The organism is Motiliproteus coralliicola, assembly GCF_003345655.1.
GTDB classification, from domain to species: domain Bacteria; phylum Pseudomonadota; class Gammaproteobacteria; order Pseudomonadales; family Balneatricaceae; genus Motiliproteus; species Motiliproteus coralliicola.
The window spans coordinates 57,779-77,674 of the sequence record NZ_QQOH01000006.1; the positions used below are offsets into that span (position 1 = coordinate 57,779).

Below are 19,896 nucleotides of genomic sequence, written 5' to 3' on the forward strand. Positions count from 1 at the left end.
TCCCTTAACAGCTCCCTTGCTTGACGATCCGTTGCTTAACGACGGTCCGATTACCCAGCCCTCAGCGGCGAAAGTCCCATAAACTCGATAATGCTGATTTGCCAGCCTCGTCGCCGGTGGTATCATTGCGCTCTTTTTTCAACGCAGTTATTCATCCAATAATAATATGGACTCTTCCCCGCTACTCGGCATCTGCCTGGCACTTCTGCCCTGGCTCGTGATCGGTTTCCTGCTCGTTTCTAATCTTCGCAACGGCAAACCGTCCTCCAACGCCGAGCCTAACCCCGGACCCGATTCTGACCCTATGCCCGACCAAGGCCCCCGCATCATCGCCCGCGATCATCACCAGCTATCACGCCGACAGATGAGCGATAACGCCCTCAAGGTACTCTACCGCCTCAAAGACGGCGGCTATGAAGGCTATCTGGTCGGCGGCTGTGTCCGCGACCTGCTGCTGGGCGAGAAGCCGAAAGACTTTGATGTCGCCACCGAAGCCCACCCGGAAGAGGTCCACGACCTATTCCGCAACTCCCGCCTGATCGGTCGTCGCTTCAAGCTGGTCCACGTCCGCTTCGGTCGCGAGATTATCGAGGTCGCCACTTTCCGCGCCAGCCACCAGGCGGTTCATAACGATGACGAGCAGCATGGCAAACAGTCCGACAGTGGTCTGATCCTGCGCGACAACGTCTACGGTACCGTCGAAGAGGACGCCCTGCGCCGCGACTTTACCGTCAACGCACTCTACTACTCGATCAAAGATTTCAGTATCCACGACTACGCCAACGGCCTGCAGGATCTGGACAACCGCATTCTGCGGATGATCGGCGACCCGGAAGAGCGCTACCGCGAAGATCCGGTACGGATGCTGCGGGCAATCCGTTTTGCCGCCAAGCTCGAATTCGTCATGGCGCCGGAAACCGAAGAGCCGATTAAGCGGCTGGCCTACCTGCTCAACGACATCCCGGCAGCGCGGCTGTTCGAAGAGGTATTGAAACTGTTCCTGTCTGGCCAGGGTGAAACCACCTTTGCCATGCTGCGCCATTTCAAACTGTTTGAGCCGCTGTTCCCGCTGACTCATCGACTGCTCGAAAGCGAGCAGGGCCAGGCCGCCGAGCGGCTGATCGTCCAGGCGCTACGCAACACCGATGCCCGGGTTAAGCGAGGCCAGAGCGTGACTCCGGCCTTCCTCTACGCGGCGATGTTGTGGTACCCAATGCAACAGGTGCTGGAGCGACTCAAATCCCAAGGCGTCCCACCGATCCCGGCATTGCACCAGGCCGCGCAGGAGATCCACCAGCGCCAGTCCCAGGCCTCGTCGATTCCGCGCCGCTTCTCCGGCACCATGCGCGATATCTGGGAGCTGCAGTACCGGCTGCCGCGCCGAAACGGTAACCGCGCCAATCAACTGCTGGAGCACCCGCGCTTCCGCGCCGCCTATGATTTCCTGCTGATGCGTGAAGCCAGTGGCGAGCAGCTCGACGGCCTGGGTCAGTGGTGGACCGAGTTCCAGTCCGCCCGCAACGAACAGCGCGAGCAGATGATCGGCGAACTGGGCAGCGGCCAAGCTCGCAAGCGTCGCCGCCCTCGTCGTCGCAAGCCCAAAGCCAGCGCCTGATCGGCCGCTGCGGACCGCCCCATGACAAAGACGCCCCAGACCGAGTTCGAGCTGCTGGACCAGCCTGTACGCTGCTATATCGGCCTGGGCAGCAATCTGGAAGATCCGCTGCAACAGGTCCGACAAGCCCTGTGCGAACTGGCTGAACTGCCCCACTGCAGCAACCTGACCCATTCGCGCCTCTACCGGAGCGATCCGGTCGGGCCTCCGGGACAGCCCGACTACATCAACGCGGTCGCCGGTTTAGACACCCGCCTGCAGCCGCTGGATCTGCTGGACCAACTGCAAGCCCTGGAGCAGCAACACCGCCGTGTTCGACTGCAGCATTGGGGCCCGCGCACCCTCGATCTGGATATTCTGCTCTACGCCGATCGTCAGATCGACCTGCCCCGTTTGCAGGTTCCCCACCCCCACATGAGCGACAGAAATTTTGTCCTCTACCCGCTTCAAGAGCTCGAACCGACGCTCAGATTCCCCAATGGTCGTTCAATTTCTGACCATGTAAACCTTTGTACGCTGGGCACGCTTGAGCCGCTAGAGGTATAATCCGCCCCATCGCCGCTTTCGGCTTCAGAGTTAAAACGACGAATTGTTATGAAAAACATAAACTTGCACACTCTCTCGCAAATGAAGAGCGAGGGTAAAAAGTTCAGCTGCCTGACCGCCTACGACGCCACCTTCGCTCAATTAGTCAGCGAAGCCGGGGTTGAAGTGATCCTGGTAGGCGATTCGTTAGGCATGGTTTTGCAGGGTAACGACAGCACCCTACCGGTCAGCGTCGAAGAAATGGCGTACCACACCGCCTGCGTCAAGAAGGGCAACAAGGGCGCCTTTATCATGGCCGACCTGCCCTTTATGAGTTACAGCACCCCGGAACAGGCGATGGACAGCGCCGCCGCCCTGATGCAGGCCGGTGCCCATATCGTCAAGCTCGAAGGCGCCGCCTGGCTGGCCGACAGCATCAGTCTGTTGAGTGAGCGCGGCGTACCGGTCTGTGCCCACCTGGGACTGACCCCGCAAACCGTTAATGTACTGGGTGGTTACCGCGTTCAGGGCCGTGGCGAGGCTGCCGAGCAGCTCCTTAACGATGCCAAAGCCCTGGAACAGGCTGGCGCTGCGATGCTGCTGCTTGAGTGCGTTCCGGCTGACTTGGCTAAGGCGGTTACCGAAGCGGTGTCCGTGCCGGTGATCGGCATCGGTGCCGGTGCCGATACCGACGCGCAGGTTTTGGTATTGCACGATATGCTGGGCGTCACATCGGGCAGAAAGCCCCGCTTCGTCAAAAACTTCCTGGCCGAGACCGACAGCATCCAGGCTGCCGTCAGCGCCTATGCCGAAGCCGTTCACAACCAGACCTTCCCTCAGCCTGAAAACTGGTTCGAGTGATGCAGACGGTTCATACCATTGCCGAGCTGCGCGCGCAGCTGATCGGTGCCCGCCGCGAAGGCCGTAAAATCGCCTTCGTGCCAACCATGGGCAACCTGCACTGTGGCCATATGAGCCTGGTCGAAGAAGCGGGGAAACGCGGCGATCTGGTGGTCTCCAGCATCTTCGTCAACCCGCTCCAGTTCGGTGCCAACGAAGATCTGGACAGCTACCCGCGAACCCTGGCCGAAGACCAGCAGAAGCTCGAAGCCTACGGCTGCCACCTGCTGTTCGCCCCATCGGTGCATGAGATCTACCCGCGCGGTACCGAGATTCAGACCGTGGTTGAGGTCCGATCCCTATCGGACATGCACTGCGGCATGAGCCGGCCGACCCATTTCCGTGGCGTCGCCACCATCGTCGCCAAACTGTTCGGTATCGTACAGCCGGATATCGCCGTGTTCGGCAAGAAGGATTACCAGCAACTGGCGGTGATCCGCCAGATGACCGAAGACCTGAGCCTGCCGGTGGAGGTGGTCGGTGTCGATACCGCCCGCGAATCCAGCGGCTTGGCGATGAGCTCGCGCAACGGTTACCTCAGCGAAGAGCAGCTCAAAGTCGCTCCGACTTTGAACCAGGTGCTGCAGGATCTGGTCAGCAGCCTGAAGCAGGGCAACCGCTCGTTCTATACCCTCGAAGAGCAGGCCAACCAACGCCTCGAAGCGGCAGGCTTTCAACGCGATTACGTTCACATCTGTAATCGCCAGACCCTGCAACCGGCTACCAGCGGCTGTCGCGAACTGGTCATTTTAGCAGCCGCACAATTGGGTCCGGCGCGCCTGATCGATAACTGCGAAGTCTTTCTGGACGACCATGAATAAGCCCCGACACGGGGCTTTTTTATATCCATAGAATCCACTGCCAAACCATTTCTTTTGACGCTAGCCCTTATGCCACAAGGGCCGCAATCCGTCCGTTTCGCTAAACCGGAAGCCACCGACAAGTCTATTTTTCGATCACATCCCTTTGCAGGGCTGTGATTTTCCTGATAGCTTGGTTTATTCCGCACAAGGCGTGTTCCGAAAAAAACGGACTGCTTTGCTGCATTGCACATCGTCGGTTGTTGGTGCTGTCGTCGGCGATTTTATTGCTCGTAATTGATGAGGCGTTGCTATGCGTGATGTTGTAATCGTAGCTGCTGGCCGTACGGCTATCGGCGCGTTCAATGGTTCCCTGTCTTCCCTGACCGCCGCTCAGCTGGGCACCATTGTGATCAAAGGCCTGCTGGACAAAACCGGTATCGCTCCGGAGCAGGTTGATGAAGTCATTCTTGGACAAGTCCTAACCGCCGGTTGCGGCCAGAACCCGGCCCGCCAGGCAGCCATCAACGCCGGTCTACCGGTAACCACTTCAGCCCTGACCATCAACAAGGTCTGTGGCTCCGGTCTGAAGACCGTTCACATGGCGGCCCAGTCCATCATGCTCGGCGATGCCGACCTGATCATCGCCGGTGGCCAAGAAAGCATGAGCCAATCCGGCCACTACCTGCCCAAGTCCCGTAACGGCCAGAAGATGGGCAACTGGAACCTGGTCGACACCATGGTCAACGACGGCCTGTGGGACGCGTTTAACGACTACCACATGGGTATCACCACCGAGAACATCGTCGACAAGTACGGCTTCTCCCGTGAGGAGCAGGATGCTTTCGCCGCCGCGTCTCAGAACAAAGCCGAAGCCGCGCTGGCCGCAAATCGCTTCGACGACGAGATCATTCCGGTTGAGATCCCGCAGCGTAAGGGCGACCCGATCGTGTTCGACCGTGACGAGCAGCCTCGTGCCGGCGTGACCGCCGATGCGCTGGGCAAACTGCGTCCGGCCTTCAAGCGTGACGGTTCTGTTACCGCCGGTAACGCCTCCACCATCAACGATGGCGCCGCAGCGGTTATCGTTTGCTCGGCCGAAAAAGCCAAAGAGCTGGGCCTGGAGCCGCTGGCCACCATCAAGGCTTACGGCACCGCGGGTGTTGATCCGTCGATCATGGGTACCGGCCCGATCTGCGCCACCCAGAAAACCCTGGAGAAAGCCGGCTGGAGCGTGGACGATCTGGATCTGGTCGAAGCCAACGAAGCCTTCGCCGCTCAGGCGATGTCGGTCAATAAGGACCTGGGTTGGGACACCGACAAGGTCAACGTCAACGGCGGTGCGATCGCCCTGGGTCACCCGATCGGCGCCTCCGGCTGCCGTGTACTGGTCTCCCTGCTGCACGAAATGGTCAAGCGTGATGCCAACAAGGGTCTCGCAACCCTGTGCATCGGCGGTGGCATGGGTATCGCCCTGGCGGTTGAGCGCTAAGCGCAAGCCGCTAACGGAATTGAAAAAGGGGCCTTCGGGCCCCTTTTTTGTTGATCCGCGTCTGGGCTCACCAAGCCGGTTTCCGAACCCGCTTTCTAAAAATAGGCCGACAACTGCTCGATACTGTCGAGCCGCACCGGCACCATCGCGACCCCACCAGCCACCTCACGGCGCAGTTGCAACCGGTTTCGCCCCACACTGTCTAGCACCCCTTCGATACGACGTCCGTTCCGGGTGGTCAGTTTCAGCGGACTGCCGAGCAAGGATTTGAGTTGCGGAATCGAAACCCGTCGATAGGCTGGCTGATAGCTCGATTGCTGGAGCGACTGCGACGCCGACACCAGCCCCTCGGGAGTGGCGTCCGGGGGCGATTCATTCACCGGATTCAGCGCCGGCAACAGACCGGTCAACGGCACCTGCTTCGCCGCCACTAGTGGAGGAGTCCCGTCGGCAGCAGCCTCGGCAGGCTGTGGTATCGAATCGGTGACCGACCCAGGCTCACCCCAGCGCAGATCCACACTGCCGGAATTGTATCGGTTCAGGCCAACCTGGGCGGTATAGCTTCCCCAGCCCTGGGCCTGAGTCAACGACTGCAGCGGCACCGCGTTACGGGTCTGCCACTCTAAGCGCATCTCCAGCGGCAGGAACAGATAATTCTGATAGGCCTGTTCCAGCTCATGGGAGACCTGCCAACCCTGCTGTTCCAGGCTGAAACGCAGCAACTGGCTCTGACGCGCCACGTAGTCCCCCTGGATCAATCCGGAGCGCCCCATCGCACCGCACTCGGCCAACAGGTCATTCTGGGCGCCCAGGTTCACCAGTGCCAACTTGGCCCCGCCCAAACCGACACTTTGCGTCGATAGCGTCTGCAGATCCATGCGTGAATGGCCAATATCCAGGTCCGCCTCCAGCTCGACCCGATAAAGCTGAAGGCCCTCGAGCTGCAGGCTCAGGTTCAGGTAGTGGGTGTCGGGCTCGAAGAGGTATTCCAGCTGTCCTGCCAGCTCGGTACTTGTTGTCGCCACCGCAGGCGAATTCGCGACCGGCTGGGCCAGGCAGCCCAACCAACCACGCAGCTGCTGCCGGGGCTTGAGTGACGGCAACGCCAGGTGCTTAAGCGAACTCTCCTGGAGTGAGAAACGAATCTGGTTGCTGTGCGGCAGCTCACCCCGCTCGATGGTAGCGGCCTGGTCCAGCAGCGTCCCCCAATCTTCGGCCTTGAACTGCAATTGCCGGAACTGCAGCGGCTGGCTCATCCCCGGCAACCATAGCTCGGCGCCGTCAAGCGCCACCTGGCCGTCGAAGTCGGCACTCAGCTCGCGGTAGCTGAACCGCGAGCCATCGGGCAACAGCAGCTGAACCTGCGCCAGGGCACGGTTTAACGAATGCTCAAGGTAGTACTCGGCACCGACATAAGCCAGCAACGGCAGCAACAGCGGTAGCAACGCCGCCTTCTTCAGGCTCTGCAATATCGGGCGGAGAGTCAGGGACCGTACTGGCTTCATCGGGTAAGCAACTGATTTCGCTTCAACTAACCTGTGATATTAGCGTTATTGACTACTTTTTGTACCCGCCGCACCCGATTTCGTTGACCCGAGGCATAAAAAAAACGCCCCGATCTTTCGACCGAGGCGTTTCGTAAGTCAACTAAGTGGGAACTGCTTAGTTCTTACTCTTGTCGACGATCTTGTTAGCAGCGATCCACGGCATCATCGCACGCAGTTGCTCACCGGTCTGCTCGATCGGGTGCGCAGCGTTATTACGACGACGGGCAGTCATGGCCGGGTAGTTGGCCTGACCTTCGGTGATGAACATCTTGGCGTACTCACCGTTCTGGATCCGCTTCAGCGCGTTGCGCATGGCAGCGCGGGATTCTTCGTTGATGACCTCAGGACCGGTTACGTACTCACCGTACTCGGCGTTGTTGGAGATCGAGTAGTTCATGTTGGCGATGCCGCCTTCGTACATCAGGTCAACGATCAGCTTCAGCTCGTGCAGACACTCGAAGTAAGCCATCTCCGGTGCGTAACCCGCTTCGGTCAGGGTCTCGAAGCCCATCTTGACCAGCTCAACGGCGCCACCACACAGAACAGCCTGCTCACCGAACAGGTCAGTTTCAGTCTCGTCTTTGAAAGTGGTTTCGATGATACCGGAACGGCCACCACCAACGCCCATGGCGTAGGACAGCGCAACCTGCTTGGCGTTGCCGGAAACGTCCTGATGGATCGCGATCAGGTCAGGGATACCGCCGCCGTTGACGAACTCGTTACGTACGGTGTGACCCGGCGCCTTCGGCGCGATCATGATCACGTCCAGGTCGGCACGCGGCTCAACTTGGTTGTACAGCACGGAGAAGCCGTGAGCGAAAGCCAGGGTAGCGCCCTGCTTGATGTTCGGCTCGATCTCGTTTTTGTACAGCTGGCCCTGGAACTCGTCCGGAGTCAGGATCATGACCAGGTCAGCAGCAGCAACGGCTTCAGCAACCGGAGAAACCTTCAGACCGTGGGCTTCAGCCTTGGCTACGGAAGAAGAACCGGTACGCAGGCCAACGGTAACGTCAACACCAGAATCTTTCAGGTTGCACGCGTGGGCGTGGCCCTGGGAGCCGTAACCGATAACGGCAACTTTCTTGCCCTGGATGATCGAGAGATCGCAATCTTTATCGTAATAAACCTGCATGGAATAAGGTCCTGTATCTAAGGTTATTCAAATCTGAAATTGCCCGGCTTCCTGTGCGCTTTCACTATTAACTCAGCAGGGTTGCCTCAGCGTTGGTGGGCAAGATACGCCAACTTTGTCGTTGCGTAAACTGATATATATGCAACACAATATTTCATATCATGCATCATTAACCATTTCGTGAAATCCAGGCCGCACCGATGGACCACCGACTACTGAGCCAGTTTCTCGCTCTTGCCGAAACCCTTCACTTCGGCCGCGCCAGCGAGCTGAGCCATATCAGCCCCTCGACCCTGAGCCGTTCCATCAAGCAGTTGGAGGACAGCCTGGGAACCGAGCTGTTTCTGCGCGATAACCGCAGTGTCAGCCTGACCCCGGCCGGGGTGAAGTTTCAAAGCTATGCTCGGGAAGCCTTGACCGCCTGGGAGCTGCTGCAATCCCAGCTGGCCGAGACCCAAGGCGAGCTGAAGGGGGAGATCAGCATGTACTGCTCGGTCACCGCCAGTTACAGCTTTCTGTACGATCTGCTCAGCAGTTTTCGCCAGGCCCATCCCAAGATCGAGATCAAACTGCATACCGGCGATCCCGAGTCGGCCATCGGCCGGGTGCTGGCCGGTACCGAAGAGGTCACCATCGCCGCCAAACCGGAAAGCCTGCCCGCCGGGCTGGCGTTCAAGCATATCGCCACCTCACCGCTGGTATTCATCGCCCCGACCCAGGAGCTCCAAACCGACCTTCCTATCGGCCCCGACGGAGTCAGCGACTGGGCCAAGACACCGATGATCCTGTCCGAGTCGGGCCTGGCCCGCAAACGGATCAACCGCTGGTTCAAGCGCAAAGGGATTAAACCGACCATCTACGCCCAGGTCGCCGGTCACGAGGCGATCGTCAGCATGGTCAGTCTGGGATTTGGGGTCGGAGTGGTGCCCCGAATCGTGCTGGATAACAGTCCGCTGGCGCAGCGGGTACGGATTCTGGAGGCCAGCCCGGCACTGGATGCCTACGAGGTGGGCCTGTTTACGCTGGAGAAAAAGCTCAAGAACCCGCTGATCCAGGCGTTCTGGCACAGCATCAGCTAGCGGAAGCCGACGCTGCGCCTAAGCCTTATCTCGACCTGCGATGCTCTCTTGGAACGCGCTCTCTGGTGCCACGATCTCTCGGGACATGCGCCCTGGGGACATATAAGGGCCAGGGCCGCCATTCCGGTCGCACCGAACGGTAGTGGAGCCGACGTGGCTCCCTGCCATAACGATGGCCACGGTGGGACGGGTGCCCGCCCTGTCGATGCCAATCCTTACGCCCCCACTTGCCCCGATGGCGATAGGGTTTGACGCGCTTATAGCGTTTAGAGGGCTTATAGCGTTTAGAGGGATAGGCGTGGCCATGGCGAATGCTGACCCAGCCGTTAGGCAGCGCGTAATGGAGCTCGATCGAAGAGCCGTAGCGATAGGGCGATGCCTGAATCCAAGTGCCGACATAGCTCTGGCGGTAGCCGTCGCAGCAGTCGATAGAAGATGGGTGGGCCCAGGCCAGCGGTGCCGCCAATAACAGGAGGGGCCCGATTATCGTTTTCATGCCAACTCCCGACAGTGACGCAAGTTGTCACTGTCGGGACTATTATCAGCGCTAGCGCCTGAACCGGCGATTAATTATCAGGGCGAGGCCAGCAGCGGCGCCAGGGTTCGCCAGGCCAGCTCCAGCAGTTTCGGCTGGGCCTGAGTATTGGGATGGATGCCATCGGCCTGCATCAGCTCCGGGACGCCGCCGACCCCTTCGAGAAAGAACGGCAGATAGGCGATCCCGCTCTCCTCCCCCACCTGACTGAACAGCTGGTAAAAGCCGTTACTGTAACGGGGGCCATAGTTGGGTGGGATCCGCATCCCCAACAGCACCACCTCGGCGCCCGACTGCTGCCCCAATGCCACCAGCTTGCGCAGATTGGCCCGGATCAGTTTCAGCGGCGTACCGCGCAGACCATCGTTGCCGCCGAGCTCGATCACCAGCACCTGGGGGCGGTACTGCTGCAGCAAGGCCGGCAAGCGGCTTAATCCGCCGCTGGTCGTATCGCCACTGACGGACGCATTTATTACCTGCAGCGGGGAACCTTCGGCACTAAGTCGTTGTTCCAATAAAGAGGTCCAGCCCCGACCCGGTTCCAGCCCATAACCGGCGCTGATACTATCACCAAGAATCAACAGTACCGGTTCTCGGGGTTCGTTGACCGGGGTCGCCGCTGCAACACGGCCCTGCAGGGCGCCAAACAGCAGCAGCGACCACAGCAACCAACCTGTTATTCGCAACCAAGAGCGTTTCAATGCCAGACTCCTCATCCCTTACCTCGACCACCCATGCCAGCGCCGAACAAGCCAGCGTCGAACCGATCATTGCGGTTGAACAGCTCAGCCATCGGGTCGACGCCCGTCAGGGTGAATTGATCATTCTCAGCGGCCTCGATCTACAGGTCAACCGCGGCGAAAGCGTCGCGATCCTGGGCGCATCGGGCTCGGGGAAATCGACGCTGCTGGGGTTACTTGCCGGTTTGGACCGCGCCAGCAGCGGATCGATCCGTCTTGCCGGGCAACGGTTGGAGCAGCTCGATGAGGATCAGCGCGCCACGTTGCGCAGCGAACAGGTCGGTTTCGTGTTTCAGAACTTCCAGCTATTGCCGGCCCTGACCGCGCTGGAGAACGTCATGCTGCCGCTGGAGTTGGCCGGCCACGGCCAGGCGGCCGCCGAAGCCAAGGCATTGCTGGAACGGGTCGGACTCGGATCGCGCCTGGATCACACGCCGCTACAACTGTCCGGCGGCGAGCAGCAACGGGTGGCGATCGCCCGCGCCTTTGCCAGCAATCCACAGATTCTGTTTGCCGACGAACCCACCGGCAACCTGGACCGGCAGACCGGCGAAACCGTGATCGAGCTGCTATTCGCACTGAACCGCGAGCAGCAGACCACTCTGATCCTGGTGACCCACGATATCCATCTGGCCGAACGCTGCCAACGTCAACTGGAGCTGATCGATGGCCGCCTGGTCGAGCAAAACGCCACCGCAGGGGCTGACCGATGAGCCGAATTGGCCGCTCAACCCTGACCCTGGCGCTACGCCTGCTGAAGCGCGAATGGCGCAGCGGCGAGCTGCGACTGCTGCTGATCGCCCTCTGCATCGCCGTCACCGCTGGTAGCGCCGTAGGCTTCTTCACCGACCGGGTCGAGCGTGCATTGGTTCGCCAGGCAACCGAGTTTCTCGGTGCCGATCTGGTACTGACCAGCGCCCGCGAGTTTCAGCTAGACCTGACATCCCAGGCTCAGCAGCGCCAACTGCAGCTGAGCAAACAGCTGATCTTCCCCAGCATGGTGATGCGGGGCGAGGAGATGATGCTGTCGAGCATCAAGGCGGTCGACCAGCAGTATCCGCTCAAAGGTATTCCCAAGGTCAGCGACAGTCTCAGCGGCGCACCGGAGCGTCTGGCCCAGCCGCCAGCGCCCGGTACCGCCTGGGTCGAACCACGACTGCTCGACAGTCTGAATCTGAAGGTCGGCGACAGTGTCGAGGTCGGCAACCAACGACTGACCATCACCAAGGTCCTGTTGCAGGAGCCGGACCGGGGCGGTGGCCTGTTCAACCTGCGGCCGCGGCTGATGATGCATATCGATGACCTGGTCAAAGCTGAGGTGATCCAACCCGGCAGCCGGGCCAACTACCGCTACCTGTTCAACGGCGATGAAGCGACCCTGGATACCTTCAAGCAGTGGCTGTCGGAGCAGATGCTGCCGGGGCAACGGCTGCTGGATATCCGTGAAGAGAACCCGTCGCTGGGCAACACCCTGACCCGGGCCCAACGTTACCTGAACCTCTCCAGCCTGCTGGCGGTGGTGCTGGCCGGGGTCGCCATCGCGATGGCCGCCCGGCGCTACAGCGAGCGTCACTTCGATACCGCGGCGCTGCTGCGCTGCCTGGGTCAGCCCCAGAAAGGGATTCTGCAGCTGTTCGCCTTGCAGCTGCTGGTGGCCGGACTGCTGGCGGCGCTGGTCGGGGTGGCGCTGGGCTGGCTGGCCCAGTACGGACTGGTGGCCCTGCTGGCCGGACTGATGCCGGTCACCTTGCCTGGCCCCGGGATTGCGCCGGCCTTGACCGGTTTCGGGACCGGCATCCTGGTGCTGGCCGGTTATACCCTGCCGCCGTTGCTGCGCCTGAGTCAGGTCTCCCCATTGCGGGTGCTGCGCCGCGAGCTGGATCCGCTGCCGACCAGCGCCTGGCTGGTCTACGGCTGTGCCGGCACCCTGATGGTGCTGCTACTGTGGCTCCATAGCCAGGATCTGCAACTGACCCTGATCATCACCGTCGGCGGCGGCCTGGCGGCCCTGCTGTTGGGGCTGATCGGCTGGGGCGGCCTGCGTCTACTGGGCCGCGTTAATGGTCCGCTGAGCTGGCGCCTGGCCCTCAACAACCTGATGCGCCGTCCCGGTGCCGGTATCAGTCAGTTGATCGCCTTCAGCCTGACCCTGGCGGTGATGGCGCTGATTCTGCTGGTCCGTGCCGATCTGGTCGACAGCTGGAAGCGGGCGCTGCCTGACAACGCGCCGAACAATTTCCTGATCAATATACAGGCCGAACAGGTTCCGCTGCTGGAGCGTTACCTGAACGAGAACCGGATCGAGTACAGCAGCATCTACCCGATGGTGCGCGGCCGCCTGAGCCATATCAACGGCGTCGAGGCGATCAGCCTGCACGCCGAAGAGAGCCCCGGCGGGCATGCCCTGCGACGGGAACTGAACCTGACCTTCAGCGATAAGCTGGCCGACGATAACCGAATCTTGCAGGGCCAGTGGTGGACACCGCAGGACCATGGCAAGCCGCGGGTCTCGATCGAGCAGGAACTGGCCCAGGAGCTGGGGCTGAAACTGGGTGACCAGCTACGGTTCGACTTCGGTTACCGCAGTATCGATGCCGAGATCCACAGCACCCGTTACCTCGACTGGGGCAGCATGCGCCCCAACTTCTACATCATCTTCCCTCCCGGTGGACTGGACGGGCTGCCGACCAACTACATCACCAGCTTCCACCTGCCTGAAGAGCGACGCCGTGAACTGGTGACCCTGATGGAGCAGTTCCCGACCCTGACCCTGCTGGAAGTCGACCAACTGCTGGGCAATATCCGAGTGATCATCGCCCAGGTCTCGCTGGCGGTGGAGTACGTGCTGCTGTTCGTGCTGGCGGCCGGTTTCACGGTGCTGTTCGCCGCCCTTTCGTCCAGCCTCGACGAGCGGCTTCACGAGGGGGCGTTGATTCGAACGCTGGGGGCCCGGAGTCAACTAATCCAGCGAATGCTGGCAGCTGAGTTTATTCTATTGGGGGCGATGTCCGGTTTGATCGCGGCGCTGTTGGTGGAAGGCACCCGGTTTGCACTCTATCGACAACTGCTGGATCTGAATTATCGGCCGGAGCTGCTACTGTGGCTGTTCACCCCCTTGTGCGGCGCCCTGCTGGTCGGTCTGGCTGGCCACCTGGGCACCCGAAAACTGGTCAAGCAGACCCCGCTGCGGGTCCTGAGGGAACAGGTTTGAAATTGATGACTGCGGTATCGGAAGCACCATCTGATTACGATCCACTCTACAGGGAGGCACTGACCGCCGTGCCGATACGTAACCTTTTGCTCGTGCTGCTCAGCCTGGTGATCACCGGCTGTGCCAGCCAAGCGACGATCAGCAATAAGGATCTGTCGCAGCTTGAGCCAGACAAGCGCTACGCCGTCTTCAACCTCGACGAAAACCGCAAGCCGCTGCCCCGCAATCTGAAGCAGGATGTTTCGCTGTCGCTGGCCTTCTCCGGTGGCGGAACCCGCGCCGCCGCGCTGGCCTACGGGGTACTGTTGGAGCTGCGCGATACCCCCATCTACCACCCGCAAGGGCCGCAGCGCCTACTCGACGAAGTGGATATGATCAGCTCGGTCTCCGGCGGCAGCTTCACTTCGGCCTATTACGGTCTCTACGGCGAGCGAACCTTCGATGAGTTCGAGAAGAAGTTTTTACGCCACAACGTCGGTGAAGTCCTGCTTGACCGGCTGCTGTCGCCGTCACGCTGGTTCTCCAGCCAAGATCGCAGCGAAGCGGCGGTGCAGGTCTATCAAGACAGGCTATTCGAGGACAAAACCTTTGCCGACCTGCAGGCCGCCGGGGGGCCGATGATCATCATCAACGCCTCCGACCTGGGCCGCGGCGTGCGATTCTCTTTTTTACAGGATTACTTCGACCTGCTCTGCTCCGACCTGTCCAGCTTTCCGGTCGCCAAGGCCGTCACCGCCTCCTCGGCGGTACCGGTACTGTTCGCGCCGGTGGTACTGAAGAATCACGATGGTTGCCGTTCCAACGCCCAGTCCTACCTGCAATCGGTGGATACCAACCGCTTGCCCAATCAGGTTGCTCAGGTGGTCAGCGGTCTGAAAACTTACTCGGATAAGCAGCAACGCCAGTACATCCATCTGGTCGACGGTGGCATCACCGATAACCTGGGACTGATGGCGATCTACGAAATGGTCGAAGTGGCCGGTGGCATCGAACCCTTTATGCGGGTAACCGGCGGTAAGCCGGCCCGCAACATTCTTATTATCTCGGTCAACGCCTCCACCTACGTCAAGCACGAGATCGAGCTGACCAAAGAGGAGCCCTCACTGGAAGATACCCTCAACACCGTCACCGACGTGCAGCTGCACCGTTATAACGCCGCGACTCTGGACCTGTTGCGCGAGACTACCCAAAACTGGTCGGGACAGCTGTCGACCGAGCAGCGCCCCGTGAACACCTACTTCGTGGAGCTGAGCTTCGAAACCCTGACGCCGGAACAGAAAGACTACTTCAACCGTATTCCCACCAGCTTCAATCTGGAGGATGAACAGGTCGACCGGCTGATCGAGCTGGGTCGGAATCTGCTACGACAGAATTCGGACTTCAGGCGCTTTCTGGACAACTACGCCGCCAACGGCGATGGCGATCCGCTCGGTCCGCAGAACGCCTACAGGTAGTCTTTGCGAACGATCTGATACTGTTTCATCTTGTTGTTGAGGGTCCGGCGCGGCAATTGCAACGCCTCGGTCACCGCCTGGATACTGCCCTGGTGCTTGCGCAGCGATTGGATGATCAGTTGGCGTTCGAACTGCTGCACTCGCTCGGACAACCCCTGACCGGAACTCTCAGTCGCAACCGAATCGCTCTGCCCGAGGATCGAGCGAACCCGCCGCGATGACCCCATCCCGAGCACGTACCGCTCGGCGACATTGCGTAGCTGGCGCACATTGCCGGGCCAGCCATAATCCATCATCGCCGCCAGATCATCCGACTCGGGTTCGAGGTAGTCGCGCTGATACTGCAACGCCGCCTTGTGGCCAAAGAAGTCGAACAACGACGGAATATCTTCAACCCGCTGGGCCAATTTCGGCAACTGTAGCTCGGCGACATTGAAGCGGTAGTACAGATCTTCACGGAAATCGCCCCGGGCCGAAGCGTCGGCCAGATCAACCTTGGTGGCGGCAATCACCCACAGATCCAGCTCGATCTCGCGGTTGGAACCGACCCGCTCCAGCTTGCGCTCCTGCAGTACCCGCAGCAGTTTGATCTGGAAATTCAGCGGCATGCTCTCGATCTCATCGAGAAACAGGGTGCCGCCCTGGGCGTACTCGATCTTACCGATCCGCTGTCCGGTGGCGCCGGTAAAGGCGCCCTTCTCATGGCCGAACAGCTCGCTCTCGAACAGGTTTTCCGGAATCGCACCGCAGTTAACCGCCACAAACGGCTGTTGTCGACGAACGCTGAAATCATGAAGGCAGCGCGCCACCAGCTCTTTGCCGGTGCCGGTCGCGCCGTTGATCACCACATCGACCGGGGTCTCTCCCAGCTGCAGCACTTGCTTGCGCAGCGCCACCATCGCGGCCGAATTACCGATCATTCGCCTTTCCAGTGTTGGCCCCTGCTCCAAAATCCGCCGCAGTTTGCGGTTCTCCAGCACCAGTTGACGCTTCTCCCAGGCCCGTTGGATCCGATCCAGCAGCAGATCCGGCTCGACCGGTTTCTCGATAAAGTCGTAGACCCCGTCTCGCATCGCCTCCACCGCCATCCCGACATCGCCGTGAGCGGTCACCAGCAGTACCGGCAGATCCGGATCGATCGCCCGGCAGGCCTTGGCGAAAGCCAACCCATCCATCTCCGGCATCTTGATATCGGAAACCACCACCAGCTCGGCATCGGCTTCGATCACGGCCAGCGCCTCCCGGGCGCGGGAAAAATCCTGCACCTCGATACCGGCCAGATTGAGCCACTGACGGGTGGCGCGGCGAATCGGCTCCTCGTCGTCGATCAGCATCACCCTCACCGGGGCAGTCGGGCGGGATTCTGAAGTCTCAGTAACCATGTTACGGATCCCCTGTTGGGTTGGGTTCTACGGTAGGCTGTCCGCGGCGAGACAGGCTCAGGGTAAAGCGAGTACCACCTTCGGGCCGGGCTTCGGCGTGCAGGTCTCCGCCGAATTCTCGGGCGATGCCGTAGGAGACCGACAACCCCAGCCCCAGGCCCTCACCGGGCTCCTTGGTGGTGAAAAACGGATCGAACACTTTCGGCAGATCATCCGGATCGATACCACAGCCGTTATCACTGATGACGATTTGGGAGCGCTCGGCATCCGGCTGTTGCTCAAGCCGGATCTGCAACCAACCATCCCGTTGCGGGCAGGCCTGAATCGCATCCAGACCATTGCGGATCAGGTTAACCAGGATCTGCTCCAGCTTGATCTCATCAGCCTGCACCTTCAGGGGTTCATTCGGCCGCTGCCAGTCTAGTTCGACCTGCTGTTTCGACAGCTGCGGCCCCAGGATCATCAGCGCATTGTCGACCAGCTGCCCCAGTTCCACCGGACTGGTGGTGCCGCGGGACTTACTGGCGAAGGTCTTCAGGTGCGACACGATTCCGGTCACCCGACCAATCAGCGAGTCGATATCGTTGATATTCTCCAGCGCGGGCTGGGTCTGATCGCGCTCGACCAGCAGCCGGGTGCTGGCCAGGAAGGTTCGAATCGCCGAGATCGGCTGGCTGATCTCATGCACCAGTCCGGCAGACAGCTGGCCCAAGGCCGCCAGCTTTTCCGCCTGAATCAATCCTTCGTGGGTCTGGCGCAGCTCCTCCTCGGCGTTAAGCCGCTCCTGGATCTCACGCTTGAGCTGGGCGTTGCTCTGGTTAAGCGCGGCGGTACGCGAGGCCACCCGCTGTTCCAATAACTGCTGATGACGCCAACGACTGGACAGAAACAGTCCCACCACCGCCAACAGCGCGCTCAACAGCGATGCCAGCAACACCGCCTGCTGTTTGTGCTCGGCCAGCCCGGTCAGATCCGACAGGTAGTACAGCGTCCAGTTGAGTGACGCCAATTGCCGTTGGTGCAGCAAATAGGGCTGAGGGCCGGGTTCGAGCGCAGAGCCGCCCGCGTCATCGAGCAGCCGGATCACCCGATTGCCCCCGGGTGACTGCTGTTGCGATTGCAACGCCAGTGCTTCGATCTGCTTGCCGTGATACTTGCGCTCGTCACGCAACCGTTCGTGGATGGCCGGAGCCAACGGGCTGACACTGCGATATTTCCAATCCGGATTACTGGCCAGAAAGATCACCCCGTCGGCATCGCTGACCCAGACGTTTTCACCGCCGGCGCTCCAATCGGTCTCCAGCTGAGCCATATCGACCTTGACCACCGCGACCCCGAGTATCTGATCACCGAAGCGTACCGGTCGGGCCAGGAAAAAACCGGGCAGCCCAGTGGTGACTCCGACAGCGAAGAAGCGCCCCGCCTTGCCGGCAATAGCATCCTGAAAGTAGGGACGGAAACTGTAGTTGTTACCGATAAAACTGGTGGGGCTCTGCCAGTTGCTGGCCGCCACCGCCTGACCCTGCAGGTTCATCAAGTAGAGGTAGGCGGCACCGGATTCGCGCTGCCACTTTTCCAACGTGCGGTTGACCACCTCCTGACTGCCAACGTCGCCGGTCTGCAACAGCTGCCGGACCTGGGCATCGCCGGCGATAATAAAGGGCAGATAATCGAATCGACGCAGGGACGCATCGATAGTGGAGGCATAAAGGTCCAGCCGCTCATCGCCGATCCGATCCAGCTCACTGTACAGATCATCCTCGGTCCAGCTCAGCAGACTGCTGCCCAGCAATACACCAAACAGCATCGCACCGAGCACGATCGGCAGGCTGTAGTTACGCACAGGATGAGATCTGACAGGGCTATCGGAGGCAGTCACAGCGGGGCTCCCGGAATAGGTGGTAGTTACATACATCGATGGTTTCTTACACCGACCACTAGATGCAGCAAATACCGAGCCAGTCAGACCCTATGGACTATCCCATCGGCGGTGAAAGGCGGTTCTGCACAGCCACGGGCAACGACATCCCTGGGCCAGCTTGTTCTCCCCTATCCGCCTACCCTAACAGCAAATCCTGATTGAATCGGCCAAAAATGGCTCGTTTGATCAAAAATCCTACAACCAATCGGCCATTTTTGGCGCATAAAGTCGACTATCTTTGTTGGAGGGCAAAACTCCATCCGGCACTTCACCCCTTAAACACATTATTTTCAACTAGTTATGAATAGATTCATAACAAAACGACAGAGATGGCCCAAGCTTTGCTCTTACACAGCTATCCGTAAGGGGCTGCCTCCCCGGTCGGAATAAGGAACCGAATAGGACTTGTTCACAGGTTCCAAAATAATAAATTCTAAGGAGAACTCTCTATGGCATCCTTTTCCAAAGCATTGGTTGCTTCCCTCGCCCTGGCTGGATTCGCCGCTACCGAAGTCCACGCCGCTACCGAATGGAACGTCTCCCTTTGGGGTAAACGCCGCGCCTTCACCGAAAACGTGGAGAAACTGGCCGAACTGGTTGAAGCCAAAACCAACGGCGACTTCAAACTGAAGATCTCCTACGGCGGCCTGTCCAAGTCACGCGAGAACCTCGACGGGATCTCCTTCGGCGCCTTTGAGATGGCGCAGTTCTGCTCCTTCTACCACACCGACAAAAACCCCACTATCACCGTCACCGAGCTGCCGTTCTCCAAGGACGTGTCGCTAGCTCGCATCGCTGAGATCTACGATGCGGTCTATAAGCATCCAACCGTCGCCAAAGATCTGGCACGTTGGAACGCTACCCTGCTGATGTCGTCACCGATGCCGCAGTACAACATCGTCAGTAAGAGCGAAGGCCTCAACGCGCTGAGCGATTTCGAAGGTCTGCGGGTTCGTGGACCGGGCGGCATCATGGGCGTGCTAGGTAAGCTAGGCGCGGTCAAGACCGGTGTTCCGTTCGCCGAAGTTCGCCAGTCGATGGACTCCGGTGTAATCGATGCGGCCTCCTTTGCGCCCCACGCCCACCTGGCCACCAATACCTACAAGGTCGGCAACTGGGTCACCACCAACCTGAACCTGGGTTCGGCCAACTGCCCGATCGTGGTTAACACCGACTCGCTGGCCGAACTGAAGCCGGCACACCGCGAAGCGCTGCTGGGCTCGGTCGACGAAGCGATGGCTCACTACGTCGATAACTACGAGAACAACACCACTGCCAAGTACCAAGCGGCGATCGAAGAAGCCGGCCTGACCCAGGTGACCTTCACCCCCGAGCAGACCGCCGAGCTGAACAAGCTGGCCGAGTCGGTCCGTGAAGAGTGGATCGCCAAGTGGGGAGGCAAGTTCGACGCCCAGGCGCTGTTCGACTTCACCGCCGAGCAGTTCGCCAAGTAACCGCTCACGACGACTTCACTGTTGTCTTGGCTGCGCCGCCTGCTGAAGGGGAGCGGGCGCGTGGCCGCCTTCGCCGGAGAATCCACCTCCGGCGCTGATTTCCTCACTA

Annotated in this window: 16 protein-coding genes; 10 read left to right on the top strand and 6 right to left on the bottom strand. The window is 60.2% G+C overall.

Translation table 11 applies throughout. The features are described from left to right. The first annotated feature begins 166 nt into the window (after nt 1–166). The 5 genes from pcnB (at nt 167) to DV711_RS18200 (ending at nt 5,332) form a co-directional block, all read left to right on the top strand. Nucleotides 167–1,615: a polynucleotide adenylyltransferase PcnB gene (gene pcnB, locus DV711_RS18180; RefSeq protein WP_114697174.1), complete on the top strand. Its 1,449-nt coding sequence runs from the start codon at nt 167–169 to the stop codon at nt 1,613–1,615. A 21-nt stretch (nt 1,616–1,636) separates the two neighbouring features. Continuing rightward, nucleotides 1,637–2,161, top strand: a complete 525-nt coding sequence (gene folK / locus DV711_RS18185; protein ID WP_114697175.1) for a 2-amino-4-hydroxy-6-hydroxymethyldihydropteridine diphosphokinase — start codon at nt 1,637–1,639, stop codon at nt 2,159–2,161. A gap of 48 nt (nt 2,162–2,209) precedes the next feature. After that, entirely contained in the window at nt 2,210–3,001 is a 792-nt protein-coding gene (panB, locus tag DV711_RS18190) for a 3-methyl-2-oxobutanoate hydroxymethyltransferase (protein WP_114697176.1), read from the top strand. After that, complete coding sequence (gene panC, locus DV711_RS18195; protein ID WP_114697177.1) at nt 3,001–3,861, top strand: pantoate--beta-alanine ligase; 861 nt, start codon at nt 3,001–3,003, stop codon at nt 3,859–3,861. The genes panB and panC overlap by 1 nt, the downstream gene beginning before the upstream one ends. A 292-nt stretch (nt 3,862–4,153) precedes the next feature. Then, nucleotides 4,154–5,332: an acetyl-CoA C-acetyltransferase gene (locus DV711_RS18200; protein WP_114697178.1), complete on the top strand. Its 1,179-nt coding sequence runs from the start codon at nt 4,154–4,156 to the stop codon at nt 5,330–5,332. A 95-nt stretch (nt 5,333–5,427) separates the two neighbouring features. Here DV711_RS18200 and DV711_RS18205 read toward each other — a convergent pair whose 3' ends face one another. Continuing rightward, on the bottom strand, nt 5,428–6,837 hold the full coding sequence (locus DV711_RS18205) for a hypothetical protein (protein ID WP_133297488.1): 1,410 nt from the start codon (nt 6,835–6,837) through the stop codon (nt 5,428–5,430). 157 nt (nt 6,838–6,994) lie between these two features. After that, on the bottom strand, nt 6,995–8,011 hold the full coding sequence (ilvC, locus tag DV711_RS18210; RefSeq protein WP_114697180.1) for a ketol-acid reductoisomerase: 1,017 nt from the start codon (nt 8,009–8,011) through the stop codon (nt 6,995–6,997). Nucleotides 8,012–8,211: 200 nt separating this feature from the next. On the opposite strand from ilvC, the gene ilvY reads away from it, so the two are divergent. Then, a complete protein-coding gene (ilvY, locus tag DV711_RS18215; protein ID WP_114697181.1) occupies nt 8,212–9,090 on the top strand; it encodes an HTH-type transcriptional activator IlvY in 879 nt (292 codons plus the stop codon). A gap of 25 nt (nt 9,091–9,115) precedes the next feature. Here ilvY and DV711_RS19415 read toward each other — a convergent pair whose 3' ends face one another. Both DV711_RS19415 and DV711_RS18225 read right to left on the bottom strand, forming a co-directional pair. Then, nucleotides 9,116–9,586: a hypothetical protein gene (locus DV711_RS19415; protein ID WP_133297489.1), complete on the bottom strand. Its 471-nt coding sequence runs from the start codon at nt 9,584–9,586 to the stop codon at nt 9,116–9,118. A gap of 77 nt (nt 9,587–9,663) precedes the next feature. Next, the gene (locus DV711_RS18225) at nt 9,664–10,326 is read right to left on the bottom strand and encodes an arylesterase (protein WP_243633884.1); all 663 of its coding nucleotides are present in this window, start codon (nt 10,324–10,326) and stop codon (nt 9,664–9,666) included. Between DV711_RS18225 and DV711_RS18230 the strand changes: the two genes are divergently transcribed. From DV711_RS18230 to DV711_RS18240, 3 genes are read left to right on the top strand one after another with little or no spacing between them, the layout of a single operon-like run. Beyond that, nucleotides 10,326–11,078 (top strand): ABC transporter ATP-binding protein, encoded by a 753-nt coding sequence (locus DV711_RS18230; RefSeq protein ID WP_114697183.1) that lies wholly within the window; start codon nt 10,326–10,328, stop codon nt 11,076–11,078. The genes DV711_RS18225 and DV711_RS18230 overlap by 1 nt on opposite strands. Beyond that, nucleotides 11,075–13,576, top strand: a complete 2,502-nt coding sequence (locus DV711_RS18235) for an ABC transporter permease (RefSeq protein WP_114697184.1) — start codon at nt 11,075–11,077, stop codon at nt 13,574–13,576. The genes DV711_RS18230 and DV711_RS18235 overlap by 4 nt, the downstream gene beginning before the upstream one ends. 5 nt (nt 13,577–13,581) lie before the next feature. Continuing rightward, nucleotides 13,582–15,030 (top strand): patatin-like phospholipase family protein, encoded by a 1,449-nt coding sequence (locus DV711_RS18240; RefSeq protein WP_133297490.1) that lies wholly within the window; start codon nt 13,582–13,584, stop codon nt 15,028–15,030. Here DV711_RS18240 and DV711_RS18245 read toward each other — a convergent pair. Both DV711_RS18245 and DV711_RS18250 read right to left on the bottom strand, forming a co-directional pair. Further along, complete coding sequence (locus DV711_RS18245; protein WP_114697186.1) at nt 15,021–16,412, bottom strand: sigma-54-dependent transcriptional regulator; 1,392 nt, start codon at nt 16,410–16,412, stop codon at nt 15,021–15,023. The two genes, DV711_RS18240 and DV711_RS18245, sit on opposite strands and share 10 nt — an antisense overlap. Nucleotide 16,413: 1 nt before the next feature. Further along, nucleotides 16,414–18,255, bottom strand: a complete 1,842-nt coding sequence (locus DV711_RS18250; protein ID WP_165840168.1) for a sensor histidine kinase — start codon at nt 18,253–18,255, stop codon at nt 16,414–16,416. A gap of 527 nt (nt 18,256–18,782) precedes the next feature. Here DV711_RS18250 and dctP point away from each other — a divergent pair. Beyond that, nucleotides 18,783–19,787, top strand: a complete 1,005-nt coding sequence (gene dctP, locus DV711_RS18255; RefSeq protein ID WP_114697188.1) for a TRAP transporter substrate-binding protein DctP — start codon at nt 18,783–18,785, stop codon at nt 19,785–19,787. Nucleotides 19,788–19,896: the final 109 nt, after the last annotated feature.

Coding starts and splice junctions, on each gene's coding strand:
- pcnB (WP_114697174.1), top strand. CDS start 167: ATGGACTCTTCCCCGCTACTCGGCATCTGCCTGGCACTTCTGCCCTGG.
- DV711_RS18200 (WP_114697178.1), top strand. CDS start 4,154: ATGCGTGATGTTGTAATCGTAGCTGCTGGCCGTACGGCTATCGGCGCG.
- folK (WP_114697175.1), top strand. CDS start 1,637: ATGACAAAGACGCCCCAGACCGAGTTCGAGCTGCTGGACCAGCCTGTA.
- panC (WP_114697177.1), top strand. CDS start 3,001: ATGCAGACGGTTCATACCATTGCCGAGCTGCGCGCGCAGCTGATCGGT.
- ilvY (WP_114697181.1), top strand. CDS start 8,212: ATGGACCACCGACTACTGAGCCAGTTTCTCGCTCTTGCCGAAACCCTT.
- DV711_RS19415 (WP_133297489.1), bottom strand. CDS start 9,586: ATGAAAACGATAATCGGGCCCCTCCTGTTATTGGCGGCACCGCTGGCC.
- DV711_RS18230 (WP_114697183.1), top strand. CDS start 10,326: ATGCCAGACTCCTCATCCCTTACCTCGACCACCCATGCCAGCGCCGAA.
- ilvC (WP_114697180.1), bottom strand. CDS start 8,011: ATGCAGGTTTATTACGATAAAGATTGCGATCTCTCGATCATCCAGGGC.
- DV711_RS18240 (WP_133297490.1), top strand. CDS start 13,582: ATGACTGCGGTATCGGAAGCACCATCTGATTACGATCCACTCTACAGG.
- DV711_RS18245 (WP_114697186.1), bottom strand. CDS start 16,412: ATGGTTACTGAGACTTCAGAATCCCGCCCGACTGCCCCGGTGAGGGTG.
- DV711_RS18205 (WP_133297488.1), bottom strand. CDS start 6,837: ATGAAGCCAGTACGGTCCCTGACTCTCCGCCCGATATTGCAGAGCCTG.
- dctP (WP_114697188.1), top strand. CDS start 18,783: ATGGCATCCTTTTCCAAAGCATTGGTTGCTTCCCTCGCCCTGGCTGGA.
- DV711_RS18235 (WP_114697184.1), top strand. CDS start 11,075: ATGAGCCGAATTGGCCGCTCAACCCTGACCCTGGCGCTACGCCTGCTG.
- panB (WP_114697176.1), top strand. CDS start 2,210: ATGAAAAACATAAACTTGCACACTCTCTCGCAAATGAAGAGCGAGGGT.